This window comes from Bacillus sp. AFS037270 (genome assembly GCF_002585305.1).
Window position 1 is genome coordinate 141,762 of the sequence record NZ_NUNF01000019.1, and the last position, 24,144, is coordinate 165,905.

Sequence of the window (24,144 nt, forward strand, 5' to 3'; positions counted from 1 at the left end):
GTCGAATTCCCTTATCTGTCATTTAGTAAATCTCTGCCCAAAAACTTAATATAAATCATTGAAATAATGGCTACGCATATAAATACAATGACAGAAAGGGCAGAACCGTCACCAAAATTAGTTTGAGAAAACATCACCTTATAAGCGAGGATAGAAATGGTTTCAGTAGAGTTAGCAGGACCGCCGCCAGTTAGAACGTAAATTAAGTCAAAAACACGAAAAGCATCTAGTGTTCTAAATAGCAGTGCAACAAGTATGCTTGACTTTAACAAAGGCAATGTAATTTTCATGAATTGCTTCCATTTACCTGCACCATCAATGGAAGCTGCTTCGTAAAGTGAGTCTGGAATGGTTTGAAGCCCGGCCAATAACAGCAAAGACATGTATGGAGTGGTCTTCCAGACATCAGAAAAGATGACTGAAAACATGGCACCGGTGTCAGTTACAAGAAGTTTTTCCATCTTATCCACTAAGCCGATATCTGCGAAAATTTTGGCTACAATGCCATTTTGCCCATCATATAAAAACTTCCACATAAGGGCGGAGACCGCGGTCGGAATGGCCCAAGGAATCAGAATGCTCGCCCTAATAAGCCCGCGTCCAATGAAAGCCTTATTAATCAAAAGGGCAATCGCTAGTCCAAGAACAAGCTCCACAAGGACAGAGATAATCGTAAATGTAGTAGTATTTCCAATCGCCTTCCACATTCTGCTAGCTGTTAAATTATCTTTGTAATGTTGCAAACCGATAAAATTAGGCTGAATAAGCGCATCTCCATATCCTGCGGCTAAACCCAGGAGTTTCTTTTCTTGAGTGAACTTAACATTGCCGGACAATTTCTTCATTTTATTATTAATAATTTCAGAAGTATTTTCATATTCTTTAGCCATTTTTTTATCAATTTTTGCAATGCTAAGCTCAGAGTTCACCTGTTCAAAATTCATTAACTTATCGTTTACGGAATCATATTTTGTGCTGATCTCAGATCTGCTGCGAATCATCTTATCTATGGATTGCAGTTGATCTTTTATGGGCTGAAGCTCCTCGGCGCCATTCCCACTCTTTATTTCATTGTCAATGGTTCCGATTAAAAACGGATAGTTATTCAGATATCGTTCTAGGTCGAGATTATAACTTAAATGGACTTCCGATTTAGTGGGATTGTTTAATCTTAAATCAAACAAACTGAAATAAAAGGATTGCAAGACGGGCCAAATGGCAATGAGGAAGATTAAAATCATAGCAGGTGCCACAAGATAATACCCGGCCGTTTTCTCAGTAAAGAGTTTTTTTCTTTTCTTTTTCAGGGTAAAAGAAGTCTTTCTAACCGATGCTTTATAGTCATCTGTTTCTACTTTAAGGGCACTATTTTTCACGTTAACCCCTCCTTTTTTAAGGATTTAAACGGATTAGCCCCCAAGGAGAAGGCTAATCCTAGTTTTTTAATATTATTTATTAAGGGCTGCCTTCATTTCTTTTTCCATATTTTGAGCCGCTTGTTCAACAGTTTGTTCCCCTGCAATTGCTTTTGAAATATTAATTTGAATAATCTCTGAAATTTCCGGATAATTCGGAGCGACTGGTCGAGAAACGGCTGCACTTAAACCATCTACGAAGCCTTTATCAGCAAAAGTTGGGTTCGCTTTAAGAATCTCTTGATCTTGGTATAGCTTTGTAATTGTTGGAGCATGTCCGCCGTAGATTGCATCAATCTTTTGACCCTCAGCTCCCGCCATGAACTTTAAGAATTCCCAAGCTTCTTTCGGATGCTTGGAATACTTATTGATACCAGCCATCCAACCGCCTAGTGCCGCAGCAGATCCTTTGTCACCTGCTGGAAGCGGAGCTACACCTACCTGACCTACAATCTTGGACTTCTCTTTGTCATTTGCACTAGCATATTCATATGGCCAGTTACGTAAGAATACCGTTTGTCCTTCAATAAAGGCTTGGTCTGATTCAACCTCAGTAAACGTTGTGACATTACCAGGTACTACATCAGACTTGGCAACTTCAACTAATTTCTTTAAACCTTTGATTGCTTCTGGACTATTCACGGCTACGTTCCCATTTTTATCGATAAACGCTCCGCCATATGAGGCGACAAATTCTACAGCGTTACATACAAGCCCTTCGTACTGTTTCGATTGAAAAACATAACCAAATTTTGTGTTGCCCTGTCCCTTCTTTTCTTTTGCTTTTGCCAATAACTCATCCCATGTTTTTGGAACTTCGTCTTCTTTAACTAAGTCTTTTCGATAGTATAGTAGACCTGCATCAACAAATTTAGGAAGGGCCCATTGTTTCCCGTTAAACTGGGCTGCACCAAGAGCTCCCTGGTTATATTCATTTAGGTCAATTCCATCCTGCTGGATAAAACGGTCAAGTGGAAGCACATAGCCAGCCTGGGCAAATTCAGCAGGCCAAATTACATCCATATCAATAACATCAATTTCGGAAGATTTTGCATTGAAAGCCGTTATATATGCATCATGCTGCTTTCCGGTATCAGAGGGCATTTCTCGGAACTCAATATCAATATTTGGGTGTGTTGCTTCAAAAGCCTCCACCACTTTTTCAGTTCCCTTAGTTACATCCTTCCCGCGTGCATAGACAATTTTTACTTTTTGCTCAGTTGCTGTCTTTGTTTTGTCGCCAGCTGGCTTTTCCTTTGTGCTGGTTTGATCGGAACTACAGGCAGCAAGTGCCAAGGATAATGTAGCAAATACGGCTAGAAGTTTTGCTTTTTTCGACTTTTTCAACGTTATTCCCCCTATATTGAAATCGATTTCAATTTTGACATAGTTGAATCTCTAATTACCAAATCATAGGGTAATAGAATCTCCTGGTGGTTGACTTCTTTCTTAAAGGCAATGAAATCAATCATTACTTCCATTGCTGTCTTTCCAAGTTCTTCGATTGGTTGTCTAATGGTTGTAAGAGCCGGCTCTACCACCCTGGCAATCGGCTGGTCATCAAAACCAATGATGGCGATATCATCAGGAACATTTTTACCTAACGCCTTGGCAGCCATAATCATTCCGGCTGCCACCTGGTCACTTCCTGTAAAAACGGCTGTAGGTGCTTCTTTCAAATTCATAATCGTTCTTAATACCCTTTTACCGTCTTCGATGTCGAATACATTAGAGAAGATCCAGTCCTCTTGAACCGAAATTCCTGTTTCCACAAGTGCTCTTCTGTACCCAGCTTGTCTATCCTTTGCTAAATTACTTTTATCACCACAGGTACATGCAATTCTTATATGGCCTTGTTCAATCAAGTGCCGTGTTCCTATGTAGCTTGCCTTAAATTGATCCATACGAATGATTGGCACCTTTGTGTTTCTTTCATATTCATTGCATAAGACCATGGGGCCAAACGCTGAATATGGCTCAATTTGTTTCCACTCGTTTTCATAGGAAGTTAAGATTAAACCATCTACTTGTTTTGTTCTTAATAGCTCTAAAAAATCCATTTCCTTCTGTTTGCTATACCTCGTTTGGCAAATAAGTAACTGAAGATGGTTCTTAGTTGCTACCATATCCATCGCTTCCAGCAAATAGGCGAAAAATGGATTTGTAAGGACTGGAACTAGTATGGCAATGGTGTCTGTTCTTTGGTTCCGGAGCCGCTGAGCAGTTGTATTTGGAACATACTTTAACGACTCCATTGCTTCACGAACTAACCTTTTTTTATCTTCTGTAACATTTGGATGGTTGTTAAGCACCCTTGAAACGGTAGCCCTTGAAAGTCCTGCTCTTTTTGCTACATCGGCAATTGTTGCCAAACAAAATCCCCCCTTTTCCCTCCTTTTAAAAGATATTCTCTCTAGTTGTAATCGATTTCAGTAAGCGATTACATTTTTACTTTAATAGATTACTCTTCCGATTGCAATACATATTTTCAGAAAAGTTATAGATTTCAAAAAATATTTTTATGCTTTAAAATCTAGCTAGAAATAAAAGAAAATGACCCCAGTTTGATAACAAGCAAACCAGAGTCATTTTCTTTTAATTACCATTCTATTAATTTTGAATAATTCTTCTTGCTACTGATTTTAAAAAATGGGTTGTAAGAGTTCCCTCCAGCTGCTTGTTTATTTATTAAAATAAACGGCCTCTCCAGTTTGCGCCGATTTATAGATAGCTTCTAAAATTTCAGTAACTACTAGTGCCTCCTCAGGTTTTACGACCGGCTCGGTATCATTTAAGATACTTTCAATCCACAGTCTTGCTTCTAGTTCGGCTGCATCCTCCGTTTCCCCGTCATAAAAATCAACACCTTTTGCATCTAAATTGATGTGATTGGTATACAACTTGCTGAAATCTTCCCCATTGATGCGAAGGCCATCCCACATATCTGCTCCGCCTTCAGTCCCGCACAGCGTACATTTGGCTTCTCCTGTCTGCAGCATATTAATGGCCCAGCTCGATTCAAGCATGATGGTGGCACCATTTTCCATCGTAATATATCCGAAAGCCGAATCCTCTACTTTAAATTTCTCTGGATCCCACGATCCCCAAGCATTTGCTGCATCTTTCTTCTGCCCAAGCTTATGGAATGTACTTCCTAAAACTGCCTTAGGCTTATAGTTGTTCATCATCCACAGGGTTAAATCGAGCGCGTGCGTTCCAATATCGATTAATGGGCCTCCGCCTTGCTTCTCCTCATCAAGGAATACTCCCCATGTTGGCACCGCACGACGGCGAATCGCATGGGCCTTCGCATAATAGATCTCTCCTAAATCTCCACGTTCGCATACTTTTTGCAGATATTGACTGTCAGTACGGAAACGGTTTTGGTAGCCGATCGTTAATTTCTTCCCAGTCCGCTTGGCTGCCTCTACCATTCTTCTAGCATCTGCTGCTGTTTTGGCCATCGGTTTTTCGCACATAACATGTTTGTCCGCTTCCAATGCTGCGACGGTGATATCGGCATGAGAATCATTAGGCGTACATACATGGACTACATCGATGGATTCGTCCTTTAACAGTTCTTGATAATCCACATAGATTGCAGCATCTTCGATTCCATATTTTGAAGCTGCCTCAACAGCACGATCCTCTTCAATATCACAGAAAGCCACCATTTCGATCTGTGAAAGCTTTGCCAAGCTTGGCAAGTGCTTTCCCTTTGCAATTCCACCACACCCAATGATGGCAACTCGTAATTTTTTTGTCATGTTCTATTCCTCCCTAATCCTATTTTCAACATCGGTATCTTACTATTTCTATAAAGTAAGCGCTTAAAATCATAAACTTATCTTATATCGTATAAAGAAAATAAAACATAGACCATCTAATGAAAACATATACTATTTTGCTATTTTTATAGGATTCTGCCGTTAAATACAAAAGAAAGAGCATTCCGTGCGGTACGCACTGCGAATGCATTTCTTTTAGAACTTTATCTAATTGCAGTTGAAAGGGTCCACTGCTGGCGCTCTAAATCTGGATCCCAATCGTTTAGTGTCAACAAACCCTCTTCGGATATTTCAAGTGCCCTCCCGTTATGAACAGATGTAATTGTTACAGTTCCATTCTCATTTTTTGTAAGAATCCAGCGCTGATTGTTATAGCCTAGATAATTATAGAGCTGAATTTTATTTTGCCCCGTATCAAGGTCAAGTACTTTGCCGCCCTCAGTACGTATCGAATAAGAACCATATTCGTCACCAGTTGGAATTAAAGTCCAATCTGTAGCCTTGTCGGCATCAGTTATTGTCACAGGCTCACCGTTCTCTGACTTAGCTGTATAAAGCGCTTTGCCTAGTACTTTATTTGTAAAGCTTGTAACAGTTAAATCAGCTGAAGACAGATTGCTGACATTCACATTCTGATAGGAAACTTGACCTCCAAATACGTTTAAACCAAAATGGCCTTCTGCATAGGTACCATCCTGTAAATCGATAATTTTCTGGCTATCTACATGAATCTGGATGTGAGGACCTTTTGCTTCGATTTTCACCTTATACGTTTTTCCAGGTTGAATAAAGGCGGGGACTTTTGCAATAATCATACGATCCTCAAATCGGCCGTCAATCTTGTAAAAAAGACGGAACGATTTCATATTAGGATCAAGATTGAAGTAATAACCGCTTCTGCCATCCTCACTTGCCCGGAAAAGAATAGAACCTGCTCCGCCCGATTGTCCCAGCATCATATCTGTTTCATACGTAAAGTCTCCCGCTGCTTCCTTTGCCACATAGTTTGCATCACTTGTATACGTACCACGAATTCCATTTTCGGTAACGGTCCAGTGAGAGGCTGAAAGATCAGATTTCCATCCAGTCAGATTTGTATTAAATTCACCATCGTACACTCTTACCACTACACTTGCAGAAGCCTTTCCATTTGGTAAAGTGGCGGTAATTGTCGCTTCTCCTTTGCTTCCTGCTTTAAGCACGGCTTTGGAGTCAGCTGCGGAGGCAACCTTCACTACATTCGGATTACTCGATTTCCACTCAATTGGCTTAGTTCCCCTTCCTTTTCCATTTTTCACGGAAGCAAATAAAGTGAGAGAATCACCAATATTCATCTCTCTTTGATTTGAATCCATGACAATACTGGTATCATCATCATCGTACGGATTCCAAATATTGGATAACGAGTGTACTTTTAAGGAAAGTACCTTCACCTCTCCACCCTTTGTGTAGAAGTTCATGCTGCGACTTGATGGATCTGGAAAAATGACATCAGAAAAAATTACTTTTCCATCATTAGCAAATACTTCAATCGAAGATTCATCTACAAATATATTCATTTTGATACGTTTATTATTTGGTTTTAAAGGAGCTTCATGTAAAGTAGAAAAAAGGCTGGAGAAATCAGTCTCTCCTGACTCGGCACGATCAACAAATAATTGATTCTCCTCTGTTTTGTACCCAACAACCGTTTTTTGGCCAGCTCCTTCACGAACATGAAATCCAAATTCGCTTGTTTTACTGTCAGCAGGGATTTCGACCTCTACTTCTATTTCGAAGGCACCTGAGTAGATTCCCTTCATTAAGTTGGAAGCATTGGTCGAATTGACTACTTTATTTTGCACCTGAAATAGAGTACTGCGAATGGACTGCAGCTCTTTAATCGGTGCTTGTGCAAGTCTGATTCCATCATCAGTTTTCACCAATCTTACTTCTCTCGGAATCGTCAGTTCTCCCTTCCAGCCCGTCGTTGGGAAAGCAAATGGATAATCCCAGTTGGTCATCCACGCCAGCATTACACGGCGGTTATCAGGCATATTGGCAAAGGACGTCGACGCATAGAACTCCTTACCGTAATCCGATTTCAGTACCGCACCCGCTGGATTATCATTAATAAATTTTCCCTCAGCTGTTAGATTACCAATAAAATACTCCGCATCGGATCCTTGTGTCTTCGGATTGGCTCCTGTACTGATCATCAGAACCCATTTCTTCTCCCCTGTACCGTCTACCGGAAGTTCGAAAAGATCAGGGCATTCCCAAACACCACCGCGAACATAATCTCCATAACCAAAATTATCGGTAAGCTTCCAATCTATTAAGTTAGTTGAAGTAAAGAAGCGAATGTGGTCTCCTCCAGATACAACCATAATCCACCGATTGTTCATCTCATCTCGGACCACCTTTGGGTCACGGAAATCCCACCCGCCTAGATCGTCACCATTCTTACCCGGATTCTCGATAACGATGGGGTGCTCTGTTGAATATTTCCAGGTACGCCCTTGATCGGTACTATAGGCAAGACCGACCCGCTGATTACCATTAGGTCCATCTGGGTTAAATGAAGTATAGTAGGCAATCAGCCCTTTACCACCAGCATTAGTAAATAAACCGGAGGCATTTGTTACATCTGCTATGGCAGAACCAGACCATACATGTCCGTAATCATTCCATGGTAAAGCAATAGGAAGGCGCTTCCAATTTATCAAATCTTTACTTACTGCATGAGCCCAAGTTCCTCCATCTTGATGGAATAAGTGATATTCTCCTTCGTAATAAACGAGTCCATTCGGATCACTTACAGATCCACGAGCCGGAGTATAATGATAATCTGGCCGATATTTTTCCGTATAATAGCTTGATGCTGGAACAAGATAAGTATCTTGGAAGTATGCAGTCCCTGATACAACGGTAAAACCAGCAAAGCCTGTGCTGTAACTCGTATCCGTCGCATTTACTGCTGCATCCGTATACCCATCAACATAAAGTTTAATTTGATTGCCGTTTGTGATAATCTCAAGATGGTGTATGGTACCTTCTTGAGTTTGAAAGTCGCGGTCTGATGTTTTAAGTACAGTACCGTCCGCTTTCTGCAATTGAGCTTTGACCGAGTTTCCTTCTTTAATAAGGACCGCTTGATAACCCGTAGTTCCTTGCTCATTTGTACGAAATAAAAGGCCAGCTTCCGCTAGATCTTGGTCAAATGATATATTTCCTTCAAGAACAAAGTCGCTTTCACTCTTATTATAGATTTGCTTGGCTTTCACCCCGTCAACGGCCATTCCCTTTAGACCTTTGATGGCTGGTTCCCAGCTTCCTTCCTTATATTGATAGGAGCCTAGATTGGCAGATAGTTTGCTAACGCTTACATTTTGAAATAAGGCTGATCCATCCCATACGTTGAGTCCAAGTAATCCCTTCTTATATAGATTGTTATGAACATCAATGACAGGAGCATAATGATCCCCCCAATAAACTTGGAGATGATCACCAACCGCCTTTACCTTCAGATGATAGATCCCTCCTTCTTGCAGGTTCACTTGGTGTTCGACTTTTAATCTCGACTCATCACGAGCATCACGAAGACGAATAATCCCCGCATTTGGCACGATTTGCAGCATGTACGAGTCCCACCCATCTTCATTTGATCGGAACACTAATGTGGCGTCTGCGTTCTTGTCGATGAGTTTTACATCGGCTTCAAAAATAAAATCTTCAGTTGTAACACCCGATATCGCCATGACATTTTCTTTAGGTTCTGAAGTGAGCAAAAGTCCCTGTTCTGTGTCTTCTAATGTACCTTTCCCTTTCACTTTCCAGTCTGTTAGATTTGTATTTGCTTTGGTTGTGTTTTCAATAATAGTTGAACCCTCCCCGCTTTCTGTCGATTCAGTTGCCCTGCCTGTCGTAGGATGAGTAAAAATCGTTCCCATTGCAGCCGTGATTAGCACGATTGAGAAAAATACAAAAGTCCATTTTTTCAAAGTCGATTTCATCCTTTGCCCTCTCTTCCAATTACATTAATTACTAGATTCATATCTTTATTAGAGCTCGATTATAAATTCACTTCTTTAGATTCCATCTCATCAAAAACTGTATCTTCATACTTGTGCTTTTTACCATTTAGGATGTCTTTAACTTTGACTGGCTGGCCAATTGTTGCGGATTCTAGTGCAGCAAATACAACGCCTAATGCTTCTAGGCCTCTTTGAGCACTAGAAATAGGTGTCTTATTTTTAATAATTGCATCCCATAATTCCACATAGGAATGGGCAAATGGATGTTTAACAATATCCGATGCATATCTTTCTATTAATTCTGGTATCAAAATTCTTCTTCCATCATCAAGTGCTACATGCTGTCCCGGACGAAGACATCCTTTATTCCCATAAATCCATACACCACCGGTTCTTTCACCATGAGCCGATGTGGCACACATCCAATGTCCAAGTCCCCCATTATTAAATTTAAATACAGTGACCGCAGTATCTTCTCCAGTAGGTTTAATTGTCACCTCACCATTACTTAATTCTTTTTCAAAAATTTCTGTATAGGCAAAAACCTCATCAATCGGACCATTAATTTCAGCGAAGAAGTGTGTTCGATGTACACCATGATCATTAATCCAGCCAGCACCAGCCTTACCCTTCATATGCCTCCACGGAGTACCAGCGAAAAATCCTCGATTTAAAGAAACTGTCGCATAATCCATAATTAAAGAAACAGAACCAATTATTCCATCTTTTACAGCATTCACCATCGCAACATTTGCTGCACCTAACACACTTGGTTCTGAAACTGTTAGAACACGATTAAACTTTTTGGCATCAGAAATCATTTTCTGACCAAAAGAAGGGGAAATTGCTAACGGCTTTTGCATTTGCACATTTACTCCCGCAGCAAAGCAATCTTCAGCTACTGAATGATGCAAATCATGATTAATCAAAACAGAAACGGCATCTAATTGTTCTTTTTCTAACATCACACGATAATCAGAATATACAGCAGGGCGTTTACCTAACCTTTTTTCCACCTCTATAGAAAAATTTTCAGCTCTTTCAACCTGAATGTCACATATTGCTGCCAATTCAAATGTTTCCAGTCCTTTGTTCTTTAACTCCGCTAATCCTTCAACATGCTCAATTGAAATAACTCCACATCCAATAAAGCCTAATTGCATGAAATGCCCTCCTATTAAGTGTTTTATACTCAATTAATGGCTGAAAAAGGGCAGGTTCACTCAGGTTGAAATCTACCCTTACTCAAATAATTCATTTACATTTAATTTGAAATAACAATTAACTTCAGCAGTTCAGAAAAAACAAGACTGGATGTAGTCATTAAAAAATCGAAGCCAATTGAACGATGACTAACGAGGCTAATTTAACTTTCTTATTTGTGGTATATAATTCAATCCCTGTGCTTTTAGGGTCAGGGAAGATTAAATCCGTGATTACCACTTGGCCATTGTTCGCAAAAATCTCGACGGATGAACTATCAACAAAAATGTGCAGTTTCAGTGGATTATTCTCTGTTTTTAATGAGGCTCCATGCATACAAGGAAAATATTCGTTAAATTCAGTAACTCCCGAGTTAATCCGATTAACAAATAGGAATTCATTTACAGTGTCATATCCTATTATGGTTTCCTCCGAATCTGATTTCCGAATTTTGATACCAAATTCTGTTGCTGACTGCAGTTCAAATTCAGCTATAATTTCTAACTGTTCTCCAGCAACGTCAAGTGATACATTTTTCTCTGGTTCTAGGATGAGCTGATTCCATGACCGTTTTTCCCGCCTGATTTTTTCAAGCTCAGCCACCGGAGTTTGAATAAGTCTAACGCCATCAGAGGTTTCTTTTAATGTTAACTCCCTCGGAAGCGTCATGGCACTTCTCCACCCGACGGTAGGGGTTTCATTTGCATATTTCCAATTACTCATCCAGCCAATAAAGATCCGCCGTCCATCTTCTTTTGAGATATCGGACCATGTAACGCCAGCATAATTATCTCTTCCATGGTCTAGCCACAGTACTGTGTCATCGGAGTTCTCGTTGGTAAACGATACTCCATCAAATTCACCTATAAAGTACTGCGTTCTCGAACCTTCGATATAAGCGGATTCATTACCAATACTAACAATCATCACCCACTTGTTTGTATTTTTATTTCCGTCAACTGGTAATTTAAAGATGTCAGGACACTCCCACACACCAGCATGGGACCCGGACTGTGCACCGAACTCGCTTGAAAACTCCCAAGACTTTAGATCGTGTGAAGTATAGAACCGAACATGGTCTCCTGCAGCAAGAATCATAATCCACTTATTGGTCTCCTCATGCCAAAATACTTTTGGATCACGGAAATCAGTAATTGATTCCTCCACTAAGACGGGGTTTTCTTCGTACTTAGTCCAAGTACGTCCACGGTCTGTGCTATAGGCAAGACTCTGCCTTTGTCTTGGACGGTCTGAATCCGGATATTGGTCCGCATGTGTAAAAATCGCTACCAGACCAGCGGCACCACCAAAAAAACCAGTTGAATCATGCCAATCGACTACCACACTGCCAGAAAATATGTCTCCATGCTCGTCAGGTGCCAAGGCGATGGGAAGGTGTTCCCAATGAATTAGATCCTTACTTACCGCATGGCCCCAATGCATGGGACCCCATGTCGTTCCGTAAGGATAATGTTGATAAAACAAATGGTACTCCCCTGCATAATAGACCATTCCATTTGGATCATTCATCCAGTTAGATTCTGGTGAAAAGTGATACTGCGGACGAAACTTTTCTTTCACATCAATTTTGTTCATTATGATTCGGTTCTCCTTTGATAGACAAATTGTCTGATTCGAAGATCAATGATTTCTTCCACCGATGGCATTGCCGAGATTGCCCCTTTTTTCGTTGTAGCTAAGGCGCCTACCGCATTTGCAAATGATGCCATCTCTTCTACATCATTCAAACTCAAATCAGACAGTGATTGATTTTTCTCGATCAGTTGATAAAGAATTCCAGCTAAAAAGGCATCTCCTGCACCCGTTGTATCGATTGACACTACCTCATAGCCGCTGCATTTCCCCACTTTTTCTCCTAAACGGTAGAAGCAGCCTTCTCCTCCCATGGTAACGAAGATTAATTCAGTATGAAATTGGTCATAGATATAGGCCGTACCCTTATCAGGATCTTTCGTGCCTGAAATAAAATCTAGCTCTTCTTCAGATATTTTTAAGACATTGGCATATCCTAAACCAATAGTAAACATCTCCTTCGCGCGGCTCAAATCCCCCCAAAGATTAACTCTTAAATTTGGATCAAATGAAATGAGTTGTCCCTTTTCTTTCGCATACTTAATCGCCATTAAAGTGGCAGATGCAGCAGGTTCATGTGTCATTGATATCGTCCCGAAATGGAAGATACGCGTATGATCTAATAACTCTAGATTGACTTCTTGCTCCTTTAACATCATATCTGCCCCAGGATTACGATAAAAACTGAAAGACCGATCCCCTTGTTCATCTAAATGTACAAAAGCTAGTGTTGTATTTATCTCATTCGAGAACACAAGGCCCTTCGTGTTGATGCCATTCTTACCTAATGCAGAATGTAAATAATGACCAAACTGATCATTACCTACCTTACCAATAAACGCAGTTTTCTTTCCTAACTTAGCTAGTGCTGCAAGAACGTTTGCTGGGGCTCCTCCTGCATTCCTTTCAAACTGAACTTCACCACTTTCTGATTTCCCAGCTGGCGTAAAGTCTATCAATACTTCACCCAGTGCCGTTACATCGAACATGTCTACTCACCTAACTTTATGAAGAATAAGCCGAACAGAAACGAAATTCTGTTTCGGCTTGGATGGTCATTCCCTAATTTATTAATCTACTAACTTATTCCCCGGCATTATACTTATCTAATGCTTTTTGTTTAATGTCTAATAGTTTTGGAAGGCCGTTTTTGTCCAATTGTTTTAAATAGTCGTCCCATTGTTTTTCAATACCGCCTTTTAAAATCCATTCCGCTTTCTTTCTTTCTACATATGGTTTTACCACTGTCTCCAGTTGTGTTAATTGATCTTGATCGTCTTTATCTAAGAAAATTGGTGGATAATTATAGGTTGCTTTCATAGAAGGAACATATATTTTATGCAGGATATCAAGTCTCCAAGCAGCATCATCTGGCATGGTCGTTACCGTTCCATAGTAGTTATCTAAAACTGCCAAAGGCCCATCCACATTTGTTTTTTGCCTTAAATCCCAAGGTGAAGTGGAACCAAGCGGTAAATGTTTTAGAGAACCATTGCTGGTAAGTTCAAAGATATTTTGTTGCTTCTTATCTCCATAAGTACCCCAGTTATTTTGTACAGATTGAATTGGTTCATAAGCCTTATCAATCCATTTTGCTGTTAATTCAAGATTCTTGTTTGCACTTGTTACGACCATTCGGCCCCTATCAAAACCATATCCATTGGTCCTTGCTACATTGATCTGCCCATCTGGTCCTTTTAACGGAGGAAGTGGAACATAATCTTCATTATTACCAGAAATATTGGCTCTGTCCCACGTAAAGTATAAGCCGTAGCGGCCGTTCTTCCCTTTGGCCACATACGTATTCCAATCTTGCGTAAAGGCCTCCTTATCGATTAAACCTTTTTGTTGCAGCTGGTGAAGCCATTCAATTCCCTTTTTGTACCCTTCTTGGTTTGCAGTATAGATAACTTTCTTATCCTCTGATACTACATAATGATCATAGTTATCGCCTGACCCGAAGGCACCTAAGAGCATAGCTGGATCTTCACCGCCATGGTTGATCATGAACGACATCGGAATGATATCATTTTTCCCCTCTGGCTTCTTTTCTTTAAACGCAATTAAAACTTTTTCTAACTCATCAGTAGTTGTCGGCATTTTTAAACCTAACTCATCTAACCATTTCTTATTAATCCAAGGTATGTCATCTAACGCTTGAATCGCTTCTTTCCCATTGCCAAGTTCCTCGATCCATGGGAAGGAATAGATATGTCCATCAGAAGCAGTGATTAATTTTTTATATTCCGGGCGAGTGTCTAGAACTTTCCTGAAATTTGGCATATATTTATCAATTAGTGTTTCTACAGGGACAATAACTCCTTGTTTCGCGTATCTCAGGATATCATTATCACTTAAACCAGCGTGAAACACGGCATCCGGCAGGTCGCCGCTAGCAAGCTCCAAGTTTCTTTTATCTCCAAATTGTTCCCAAGGATAATTCGTCCAATCGATATGAACATTTGTATCCTTCTCTACTCTTTTCCAAATTAATTTATCATTTGGATCCTTTGGCGCAATTGGTGAACTTTGTGTTAAAAATTTTAATGTCATCTTTTTATCTAATGGAAAATTGATATTTTTCAGTTCATACTTTGGTGATGAATTGGCCCCATCTGCTTCTTTTTTCGAACTGGCCGAATTCGAACAACCTGAAGCTAGTAAACTTGTAACAAGTGCAGCCGTTACTAAAAAACTCATTTTTTTCTTTTTCTTCATAATCCCTTCACCCCATTTAATAGTTTAAAATTAATTTTTTTAACCCTTTATTGAACCCACCATTACTCCTTTTTCAAAGTACTTTTGGAAGAATGGATAAATTATTATTAGCGGCAAACTAGAAATGACAATACTTGAATACTTGACCATTTCAGCAATTTGCTGCAGCTGGGCTGTGTTTTGTGCGTCTTGAATCATGCCAGGTCTAGGCTGCATTTGAACAAGAATTGATCGAAGGACAATTTGTAAGGGCTGTAAATTCTCGCTTTTCAAGTAAATCATGGCATCAAAATAAGAATTCCATTGTGCGACAAATTGATATAACACTAATACCGCTATGATTGGTTTACTTAATGGAAGCAGGATTTTAAAGAAAAACTGGATTTCCGATGTACCGTCAACAATAGCGGCTTCTCGTAATTCATTTGGGATGCCTTGAAAGTAGGCTCTTGCTAAAATAATGTTCCATACATTTACAGCACCTGGTAATAAAATGGCCCAAATGGTATCCAGCATATTTAAATTTTTGACTAACAAATAGGTTGGGATTAATCCCCCGCCAAAAAACATTGTAATAATAAAGAGAGCCATCATCAGTTTTCGGCCGACAAAATCCTTCCTTGATAATGGATAAGCAGCGAATAACGTGATTGTAACTGAAATAAGCGAAAAAGCAGTGGAGTAAAAAAGTGAATTCCTAAAACCTATTAATAGTGATCCATCTTTAAATACTCGTGAGTATCCCTGAAGTGTCCATTTGGATGGATTAAGGGTAATCCCACTGTTTAACAAAGTTGCTGGATTTGTAAACGATGCCATAATGACATAAATTAATGGGATTAAAATAGCAAATACGATTAAGGCCAAGATAACCCCGTTTGTTGTTAAGATGACTTTATCTGCCCTCGTTTGATGCTTAAACATACCTCTCACCTCCATCAAGTAGATTTATATACCTTCTCCTTCGTTTAACCGTTTTACGATTTGGTTAACGCTGATTAGTAAGATGACATTAATCACGGCGTTGAAAAGCCCAATTGCGGTTGAGTAACCATAATCCCCCATCTGCAAGCCAATTTTATAAACATAGGTAGGCAATATTTCAGATGTAGGAAGGTTCATTGATGTTTGCAATAAATACGCTTTTTCAAACCCAAGGCTCATGATGTTTCCGGCAGCTAAAATAAATTGAATCACCATAATCGGTTTAATCGTTGGCAAATCGATATGACGTATTTGCTGCAATATATTAGCTCCATCTATTTTCGCGGCATCAATTAAGTCTTGGCTTACATTGGAAAGTGATGCTAAATAAACAATCGATGCCCAGCCCGCAAATTGCCAAATATCACTTATAATATAGATCGTCCTGAAATAACTAGGTTCTGTCATGAAGGAGATACTGTCTCCACCCAAAAAAGTGATGAATCGATTAATAGGTCCAACCGGAGATAGGAAAATAAAAACAATCCCGACTACAACAACAACTGAAATAAAATTTGGAGCATATAAGACTAATTGAATATTTTTCTTAATGGCCACTCTTTTAATTCGATGAATCATAAGTGCTAGAATAATAGGTACAGGAAAGCCAAATATTAATCCAAAGGCACTTAATTTTAGGGTGTTCTTTAAGAGATTCATAAAATCTGGTGTGCTCATGAACTTCTCAAAATTTTCCCATCCAATCCACGGACTTCCCATGATTCCTTGTAATGGATTAAAATCTTTGAAGGCAATAATGGCTCCATACATGGGTACGTATTTAAAAATAATAAGCAGGATTAACGCTGGAAGAACAAGGAGATATAATTGATAATTGTTCTTCATATACTTTAAATTCCTCGACATTTTAGTGCCCACTTCTGCTTTCATTACTTCGTTTGGACCATTCTCTACTTTCTGGTATATCTGTTCCACAATTGCTTCCTCCTCTCTGGGGTATTTTCTTCTTCTGGCTTTACTTTAACAAAATGGCTCTTATGAATATTTCAATATTTTTGGTTTAAGGTGTTTAATATTTTCGGCACTTTGAAATCGGTTACAAATTTAACAAATAAAAAAACCTCTAGTTTTGAACTAGAGGTTACCTTTTATGGATTCTGTATTTGTTTTAAACTAGTGTTAATTTTCTCCACGGCTTCCTTTGCAGAAGCCCCTACATCATTTCCGCCAAGTCCAACTTCTTCAAATAAGGTCTTTAGGGCATCGCTGATCACAGGATAAGCTGGGGTAACCGGGCGGTTTTTAGAAAATCTTTGTGCTTGTTGTAAAAAGATATTTTTAGGATACTGATTAAATTCAGGAAAGTCTTTAGCAACAGAGTACCTAGCAGGTATATCACCGGTTTCCTCCACATACATTTTTATCCCTTCATAACTTGTAACATATTTGATAAACTCCCAAGCTTCCTTTGAGTATTTAGTCTTGGAGGAAATACCGAGGGCCCATCCTCCATTTGGAACAACTTGATACTTCTCTTTTGGCAAAGGGGCAACTCCAAAATCTTCACCTAATTTAAATTCAGAACTATTTTCCAGATCCTTCAATGTCCAAGATCCAAGAACAGTCATCGCAAGTTTCCCTGTTATAAATGGGTCTGGCGGTAATTCAAAACCGGCCACTTTATCTTTATAATATAAATCTTGATAAAATTGCAGGGCTTTTAATGCCTCTTTTGAATCCAAATACCCGCTTGCAGTTGTACCATCTGGACTTAGCGCGTCCGCCCCAAACTGCCAAAGGAGAGGCATTTTAAAATAAGCAGGAGACTCACCATCATTAAAGCCCTGTGCTGGATCAATCCCATACACCCCCTTTTCAGGATAGGTTAGTTTTTTGGCAATCTGCAGCACTTCTTCCCATGTCATTGGCTTATTGGGATCGCCTGAAGGAAAAGGTATGCCTGCGTTTTTAAAAAGCCGCTTATTATAAAATAATGCAATACTAGATTCAACGAGAGGAGCCAAGTAAATGGCCCCCTGAAAACTCATTCCTTTTAATGTCGATTCAGGAATATCCTCAATATTTCCCTCGTTTCTCATATATGAATCGAGTGATAATAATGAACCTGTATTGGCATAAAGCGCCAAGGTCGGGCTGTCAATTGTCAGCACATCCGGAGGGTTTCCAGTGGCAAGCTCGGTTCGCAGTCTTATTTCATAATCACTATAAGGAAATGATTTCATATGAACTTTAATAGTAGGATAAACTGCTTCGAAAGAAGAAACTAATTTTTCATATGCTTTATTTTCTGCTGCATTTCCATTATTGCGCCAGAAGGTTAGCACGATTGGGTTGGTTTTATTTGGTTTTTCAACATTTTCTGTTTCACTGCTAGAGAATGTACCAAGGAAAGATAGCACATACAAGGAACTACTTATAAGTAAAATGGAAAAAATTATCAAAGATAACCATTTTTTCATCTACATTCCCTCACCTTCCTGCCCTAAAAAATCAAACTTATGAATCTAGTGAGTTTCGGAACTCAACAGGGGTTTGTCCAAAATACTTTTTAAAAACGGTACTAAAATACCCTGAGTTAGAAAAGCCAGTCAAGTTTGCCACATCAATTATTTTAAGCTGTTTATCTTTCAGGAACTGTCGGGCCTTCTGTAGTCGTAATTGAACAAGATAATCGCTGAAATTCTGTCCAACAGTATGTTTAAACGTTTCGGATAAATGTGCACTATTGATATGGAAGAGTTCCGATAGCATGGAAAGGGAAATTTCACTTGCGTAATGCTGTTCCAAATATTGCTGAACACTAGCTACGATAACTTTTCCGTTCGAAAAACGCGCTACACGGACCTTCTCGATAATTAGCTTCGCTAATTGAAGAAGATGCTCGATTACTTTAGTTTGCGAATTGAGTTCCCAAATGCTTTGCTGACAATTCCACATTACCTTTTGAAAATCGTTTGTTTCCATATTATATTTTCTTGCGAGTGAGCCTAACAAAAACAACACACGATTAGCAGCAAAGGTAAAGGACATAATCGAGAGGTTTCGGTCCCCTTCCAATAAAATGTATATATTCTCTTTAAATGCCTCGTAATTTACACTTTCAATTCCATTAGTTAACTTTCTTTCAATCTCAGGTGAAAACTCAAATACTTCTTCTTTTACATTCGACCCATCCAATACCTGTGATTGTGAGCCGAGTTGACTTTGACTCCATGCAAGTAAACTAGAGATATAACCTGTCTTAAAATTTGTAATTCCACAAATCACATTTCCAATTCCAACAACCGTTTCTAATTTCAAGAGTCTCTTAATCGTCTGTTGTATTTCTTTTACTAGCCTTGAAGGACTGTCTCTATTGTCGGAATCGAGAAGCTGTAAAAAGTGAATCATATTTGCATAACTAGGGTCATAAAACGAATATGTTTTGGGATGATCTTTTGCAATTTCCTTACATAACATCTGAAAGGGAAGCCATAGTTCCTTTAATCGATTCGGATTGTATTCTTTCTCTCTTATTTCTACCGTAACAAATTGTACTTCTCCGTCATCATTTACAAGATCTTCTAACTGCAATTGGCGCAATCTCTCTGTTACCATGTTTAGCTCTAGCCATTCCTCTTTAACAAGGTAGAGTAAATATTGCTCTTGAACTTCTTGAAGCTGAGAATGAACAAGCCTGCGCAATCGAGCCGATTCCGCTTGGATCCGCTTCTCTTCTTCAACTTCCTTACGAATCTTACTCAATACCTCTACTAATTCATCAGGGGCAACAGGTTTCAACAAGTAGTCTTTAACCCCTTCTTTCAATGAACCTCTTACATATTCAAAATCAGAATAACCCGATAAAACAACTACCATTACGTTCGGAAATTCTTGCTGACAACGTTTCGCTAATTCAATTCCATCCATAATCGGCATCCTCATATCCGTAATAACCACATCGATATTCAAATCCCGAAGCAATTCAAGTGCTTCTTCCCCATTGGACGCCTCTCCTGCTATTTGGAACCCTTGTTCTTCCCAGTTCACTTTCATTCGTAAGCCTTTACGAATTTGAATCTCGTCATCTGTGATGATCACCTTCAACATGTCTATCACCCCGATCTGTATTGATGCATAACGTAATCCGTGTGCCTGCATTCCTTTCAGATTCAATCATATACGAGAAATTTGGACCATAGTAAAGTTTCAAACGACTTAGTACATTTCTTAGTCCAATGCTGCTTCCTTTACTCATAAGGACACTATTTATATCATTCTTCGTCTGGACACTCATTAGATCGGAGAACACTTCTTCAGACATTCCGATCCCCTTATCTTCAATAACAATAAATACCAAATGATTACTTTGCTTGGTTTTAATAAAAATTTCCGCGGATGTCTTTTCAATAAAACTATATTTCACAGCATTCTCGACGAGCGGCTGCAAAATAAATTTAATAATAGGAAGACTTCTTGTCTCTAAATCTTCTTCAATCTCAATTGATATAGCATCTTCATATCTTAGCTTTAATATTTCAGTGTAACTGCGGATATACTTTAACTCTTCTCCCAAATTTACTACATCACTGTGCGTGTTCAAGGAATATCTCATCATTCGGCCTAAGTGAATACTTACATCCATAACTTGTTTATTTTTTCCTTGCATAGCTAATCCACCAATAATTTCAAGCGTATTATTTAAAAAGTGTGGATTGATTTGTAATAATAAGGCTTTATATTCCGCATCTTTTTGGCGTAAATTTGCCTCATATTCGGTTTCAATTAAATTCTTCAACCGATCAATCGTCTGATTAAAAACGGTTATTAGGTAACCCACTTCATTATTAGCTGATTTTATTGTCGGCATAAAGCGTTTGGCACCGGAAAAATCGCCACTTTCTATATACCTCATAGCTTTTGCCAACTTACCTAAGGGGCTAACAATATTCGAAGAAATCATGTAAGAAGCTACAATCGTTATTAAAAACACGATCGCACTAGTTAACAGCAGGTTCCGTTGTAAACGTGTGACCTTAGCGAATAATTCAGACTTAGTTACTTCACTAATTAAAATCCAATCGCCTACCCCTAACTTTTGATAAAAAACTAAATATTTTTCTCCATGATCATCCGTTTCGACTAATCCCTTTTGATTTTTATCATCGCTTAATTTAATTAAGGTTTGTTTCAAAACCTTTTTAGGGGTTCGGATCTTTCCAGGCAGGATATTTTCGCCATTATGATTGATCAAATAAGCATGTCCGTTTTTTCCAATCTTGGTTTTATTCAACGATGTTTCAAGCAATTCTGAAGGAAAATTCACCTTAATCATTCCATACGAAACAAATGTATTCATATCGAAGAGGGGTAAAATATAGCTATTAATGTTACCTTGGGTTGGCTGAAATGGATCAATATGCGACTTAATATATCGCTGTTTATTTTGAGAATAGTCTTTATACCAATCTACTTGATTTAAGTTTGAGATATTTCCCCAGGTCCCTGTGCCATCATTCAAAACAACTGAAATCGACATGCCATTTGAATTGTTTACCATCATCGACGATAACAACATTTTGAGTTGATTCTTCTGTAGAAGTCTCTGTCCATCGGATATATTGGCATTCTTGCTTTCTAGTTTGATCCATTTTTGTGTCGTTTGGTTTACGAGTATCTGATTCCCTAAATCTTTCGCTTGCGTTGTGATGGAATCAATAAAAAGCGAATATTGGTCCATAGCCTCCACTGTCAGTTCCTGTGTCTGTTCCTCAATGATGGATGTAAACCAGCTTGGTATAATAAAGGACAATATAATTAACGGGATTGTTAATAAACAAGTAAATACGATAAATAAACGATTACGTAAGGAAAAAAACATATCAGTCCCCCTGAAGGCTTAAGTAAACCCTTACAGTATTATGCATTTTTTCTAATCTAGTTTTATTATTAATTCAATTTAACATATCCTTTCTCATCATACCATTGTAATTTAATAGCTATATTAGTAGTTTTTCTCCTAATATTTTTTATTAACTGAAAAAATAAAAGTGACCCAAAAGGTAAAACAATCCTTTTGGGTCTACGGAGTAATATTTTAAAATATATCAAAAAAGCAGGTGGCGAATTCTTTTTTTTACAAAAGTGCTCAAGAACTTACCACCACCTAAGGATGATTTATTTCCCTATACAAGTTGGTCATTACATAAAAACGATGAACAACATTTCTTCTGTTGTTCACCGTTTTCGATACGACTCTTATTCACTGCACGCTTTTAAATGCCAAACGTAACTTTGGAAATCCCCATGAATGTTAGCTGGTATACTTAGACCCACATATGACAGCTCATCCCCGCCAAATACTTTATCAGTACCGATCACTTGGTATTGTTTCGTATCATCAATTCCCTTTAGCTTTAATACAGTTGTTGGTGCAGCTGGTTCAGCTAATACCCGGAAATAGTAGACAATGGCTTCAGACTTGTCCTTGGTAGTAAAAAGCCAAGCTGTTTCATTTCCTTCGAACGGGCTCTGCAGCCGGTAAAAATCACCAAACTGGATTAATTTACGAATTTCTTTATAGTGAGCAACCTGCTGTTTGACGATTTCTTTTTCCTCGCCTGTTATCTTGGTTAAGTCTAGCTCATACCCTAAATTTCCAGACATCGCGACATTACCACGCATCTCCATTGAAGTGCTCCGATGCACCTGATGGTTCGGCACCGCAGATACATGGGAGCCCATAGTAACAATCGGATATACAAGACTCGTACCATATTGAATTTTCAAACGTGAGATTGCATCGGTATTATCGGAAGTCCACACCTGCGGCATATAGAAGAGCATCCCTGGATCAAATCTTCCCCCGCCGCCAGAGCAGCTCTCAAATAAAATATGTGGGAACGAAGTCGTAATTGTTTCCATCACTTTATACAAGCCGAGCATATATCGATGCGCAGTTTCCCTTTGCCTGTCCGCAGGCAGGGCTGCCGAACCGATTTCCGTCATGTGGCGATTCATGTCCCATTTCACATAAGAGATCGGAACAGTTGCTAAAATATCGCTAACTCGTTTGGTAATTTCATTGCAAACATCTTCTCTTGAAAAATCGAGAATAAGCTGGTTGCGGCTCTCCGACCGAAGCCGTTCAGGAACATGCAGGCACCAATCTGGGTGCTCGCGATAAAGATCACTATCAACTGAAACCATTTCCGGTTCAAACCAGAGTCCAAACTCCATTCCCATATCCTTCACTTTTAACGCAAGATTATCTAATCCTTCAGGGAGCTTTTGATGATCAATAAACCAATCCCCTAATGAAGACTTATCATTATCTCTTTTTCCAAACCAACCATCATCCAAAACGAATAAGTCAATCCCTAATTCGCTTCCTGCCTTGGCAATCTCAAGGATCTTCTCAGTATTAAAATCAAAATAAGTTGCTTCCCAGTTGTTTACTAAAACCGGCCGCTCTTGATCGCGGTAGCTTCCTCGTACCAAACGGGTACGATAAAGCTCATGGAATGTCCGTGACATATTGCCGAGACCTTCGGCCGAATAGACCATCACTACTTCCGGTGTTTGGAATACCTCACCCGCTTCCAGCTTCCAGCTGAAATCGAACGGATTAATTCCCATCGTGACACGGGTATTGCTAAATTGGTCTACCTCCGCCTGTGCCAAGAAATTTCCGCTATACACAAAGTTAAACGCATAAACTTCGCCTGTATCCTCCATTGTACCCTTTCTTAATAGAGCAATAAATGGATTATGCTGATGGGAGCTTGCCCCCCTCGTACTTTCAACTAACTGAATTCCATGGCGAAGTGGCTGGCGTTCGATATGTCTTTCTTTTACATGGGCACCATGAAGATGTAAAAACTCAAAATCCGCATCTCGAAAATCGACACTCACACTTAATGCACTTAACAGCTTTAATGATTCTTCCCCCTCATTTACGAAGCGGACTGAACGGGTAATCACATTAAACTGTTCGAAAACAGTATAACTTAAGATTACTTTTAAGCCGATAAGTGAATCCTCCATCGTAATTTCGAGCGTTTCCGCCTCATCTTCACTCTCTACATACGTTGCTGGCAGCCCTTCTAAAGGTGCTTTTCCTTTAAAAATGATATGGGATAGGTACTTCAAGTCCGTAACCGTTGAGCCATTTTCGAGCTGAATTTGATAGGCAGGCTTCCGAAAATCGGTGTTTCCGTACTGTGGATACTCTTGCGGAAGAGTATCCAGGGAGAAGGTCCGATCCTCTTTATGCGGATAAGGGTTCCCGGAAAAACCGCGGTCTAACGATTGCAGAAAATTTGAATGGCTATACTTTCTAATTTTCCGCCCCCAATAATTGTGGACTAAATAGCCGTCACGGACTATTTCCATAACATAGCTTGTATCCTTTGCCTGCAAGTGAAAGGTTTTATTTTTTGAACAAAAATGAATTCCCATGAATCT

Annotated in this window: 15 protein-coding genes; all 15 read right to left on the reverse strand. The window is 39.2% G+C overall.

The genetic code is table 11. The features are described 5' to 3' along the window. Nucleotides 1-11: 11 nt before the first annotated feature. Nucleotides 12-1,241 carry an ABC transporter permease subunit gene (locus tag COD92_RS10150; protein WP_098530869.1) on the reverse strand — a complete coding sequence of 410 codons (1,230 nt, stop codon included), beginning with the start codon at nucleotides 1,239-1,241 and terminating at the stop codon, nucleotides 12-14. A gap of 207 nt (nucleotides 1,242-1,448) precedes the next feature. Further along, nucleotides 1,449-2,762: an ABC transporter substrate-binding protein gene (locus COD92_RS10155; RefSeq protein ID WP_480254059.1), complete on the reverse strand. Its 1,314-nt coding sequence runs from the start codon at nucleotides 2,760-2,762 to the stop codon at nucleotides 1,449-1,451. Between the two features lie 11 nt (nucleotides 2,763-2,773). Continuing rightward, nucleotides 2,774-3,787 (reverse strand): LacI family DNA-binding transcriptional regulator, encoded by a 1,014-nt coding sequence (locus tag COD92_RS10160; RefSeq protein ID WP_098996258.1) that lies wholly within the window; start codon nucleotides 3,785-3,787, stop codon nucleotides 2,774-2,776. Nucleotides 3,788-4,096: 309 nt separating this feature from the next. Continuing rightward, complete coding sequence (locus COD92_RS10165; protein ID WP_098530822.1) at nucleotides 4,097-5,182, reverse strand: Gfo/Idh/MocA family protein; 1,086 nt, start codon at nucleotides 5,180-5,182, stop codon at nucleotides 4,097-4,099. A gap of 224 nt (nucleotides 5,183-5,406) precedes the next feature. Then, nucleotides 5,407-9,198, reverse strand: a complete 3,792-nt coding sequence (locus COD92_RS10170; RefSeq protein ID WP_176550421.1) for a GH32 C-terminal domain-containing protein — start codon at nucleotides 9,196-9,198, stop codon at nucleotides 5,407-5,409. A 59-nt stretch (nucleotides 9,199-9,257) separates the two neighbouring features. Beyond that, the gene (locus COD92_RS10175; protein ID WP_098996259.1) at nucleotides 9,258-10,382 is read right to left on the reverse strand and encodes a Gfo/Idh/MocA family protein; all 1,125 of its coding nucleotides are present in this window, start codon (nucleotides 10,380-10,382) and stop codon (nucleotides 9,258-9,260) included. A gap of 160 nt (nucleotides 10,383-10,542) precedes the next feature. After that, nucleotides 10,543-12,018 (reverse strand): glycoside hydrolase family 32 protein, encoded by a 1,476-nt coding sequence (locus COD92_RS10180; RefSeq protein ID WP_098530824.1) that lies wholly within the window; start codon nucleotides 12,016-12,018, stop codon nucleotides 10,543-10,545. Continuing rightward, nucleotides 12,018-13,004 (reverse strand): carbohydrate kinase family protein, encoded by a 987-nt coding sequence (locus tag COD92_RS10185; protein ID WP_098530825.1) that lies wholly within the window; start codon nucleotides 13,002-13,004, stop codon nucleotides 12,018-12,020. Before COD92_RS10185 ends, COD92_RS10180 begins: the two co-directional genes overlap by 1 nt. Nucleotides 13,005-13,098: 94 nt before the next feature. Then, nucleotides 13,099-14,733 carry an ABC transporter substrate-binding protein gene (locus tag COD92_RS10190; protein WP_098530826.1) on the reverse strand — a complete coding sequence of 545 codons (1,635 nt, stop codon included), beginning with the start codon at nucleotides 14,731-14,733 and terminating at the stop codon, nucleotides 13,099-13,101. A gap of 39 nt (nucleotides 14,734-14,772) precedes the next feature. After that, nucleotides 14,773-15,657 carry a carbohydrate ABC transporter permease gene (locus COD92_RS10195; RefSeq protein WP_218011287.1) on the reverse strand — a complete coding sequence of 295 codons (885 nt, stop codon included), beginning with the start codon at nucleotides 15,655-15,657 and terminating at the stop codon, nucleotides 14,773-14,775. Between the two features lie 24 nt (nucleotides 15,658-15,681). Then, a complete protein-coding gene (locus tag COD92_RS10200) occupies nucleotides 15,682-16,608 on the reverse strand; it encodes an ABC transporter permease (RefSeq protein WP_306418557.1) in 927 nt (308 codons plus the stop codon). Between the two features lie 218 nt (nucleotides 16,609-16,826). Next, the gene (locus COD92_RS10205) at nucleotides 16,827-18,158 is read right to left on the reverse strand and encodes an ABC transporter substrate-binding protein (protein ID WP_098996260.1); all 1,332 of its coding nucleotides are present in this window, start codon (nucleotides 18,156-18,158) and stop codon (nucleotides 16,827-16,829) included. 37 nt (nucleotides 18,159-18,195) lie between these two features. After that, entirely contained in the window at nucleotides 18,196-19,788 is a 1,593-nt protein-coding gene (locus COD92_RS10210; RefSeq protein ID WP_255286666.1) for a response regulator transcription factor, read from the reverse strand. Then, nucleotides 19,763-21,559, reverse strand: coding sequence for a sensor histidine kinase (locus COD92_RS10215; RefSeq protein WP_098996261.1), 1,797 nt, complete (start codon nucleotides 21,557-21,559; stop codon nucleotides 19,763-19,765). Before COD92_RS10215 ends, COD92_RS10210 begins: the two co-directional genes overlap by 26 nt. 377 nt (nucleotides 21,560-21,936) lie before the next feature. Then, nucleotides 21,937-24,138 carry an alpha-galactosidase gene (locus COD92_RS10220; protein WP_098996262.1) on the reverse strand — a complete coding sequence of 734 codons (2,202 nt, stop codon included), beginning with the start codon at nucleotides 24,136-24,138 and terminating at the stop codon, nucleotides 21,937-21,939. Nucleotides 24,139-24,144 lie beyond the last annotated feature (6 nt).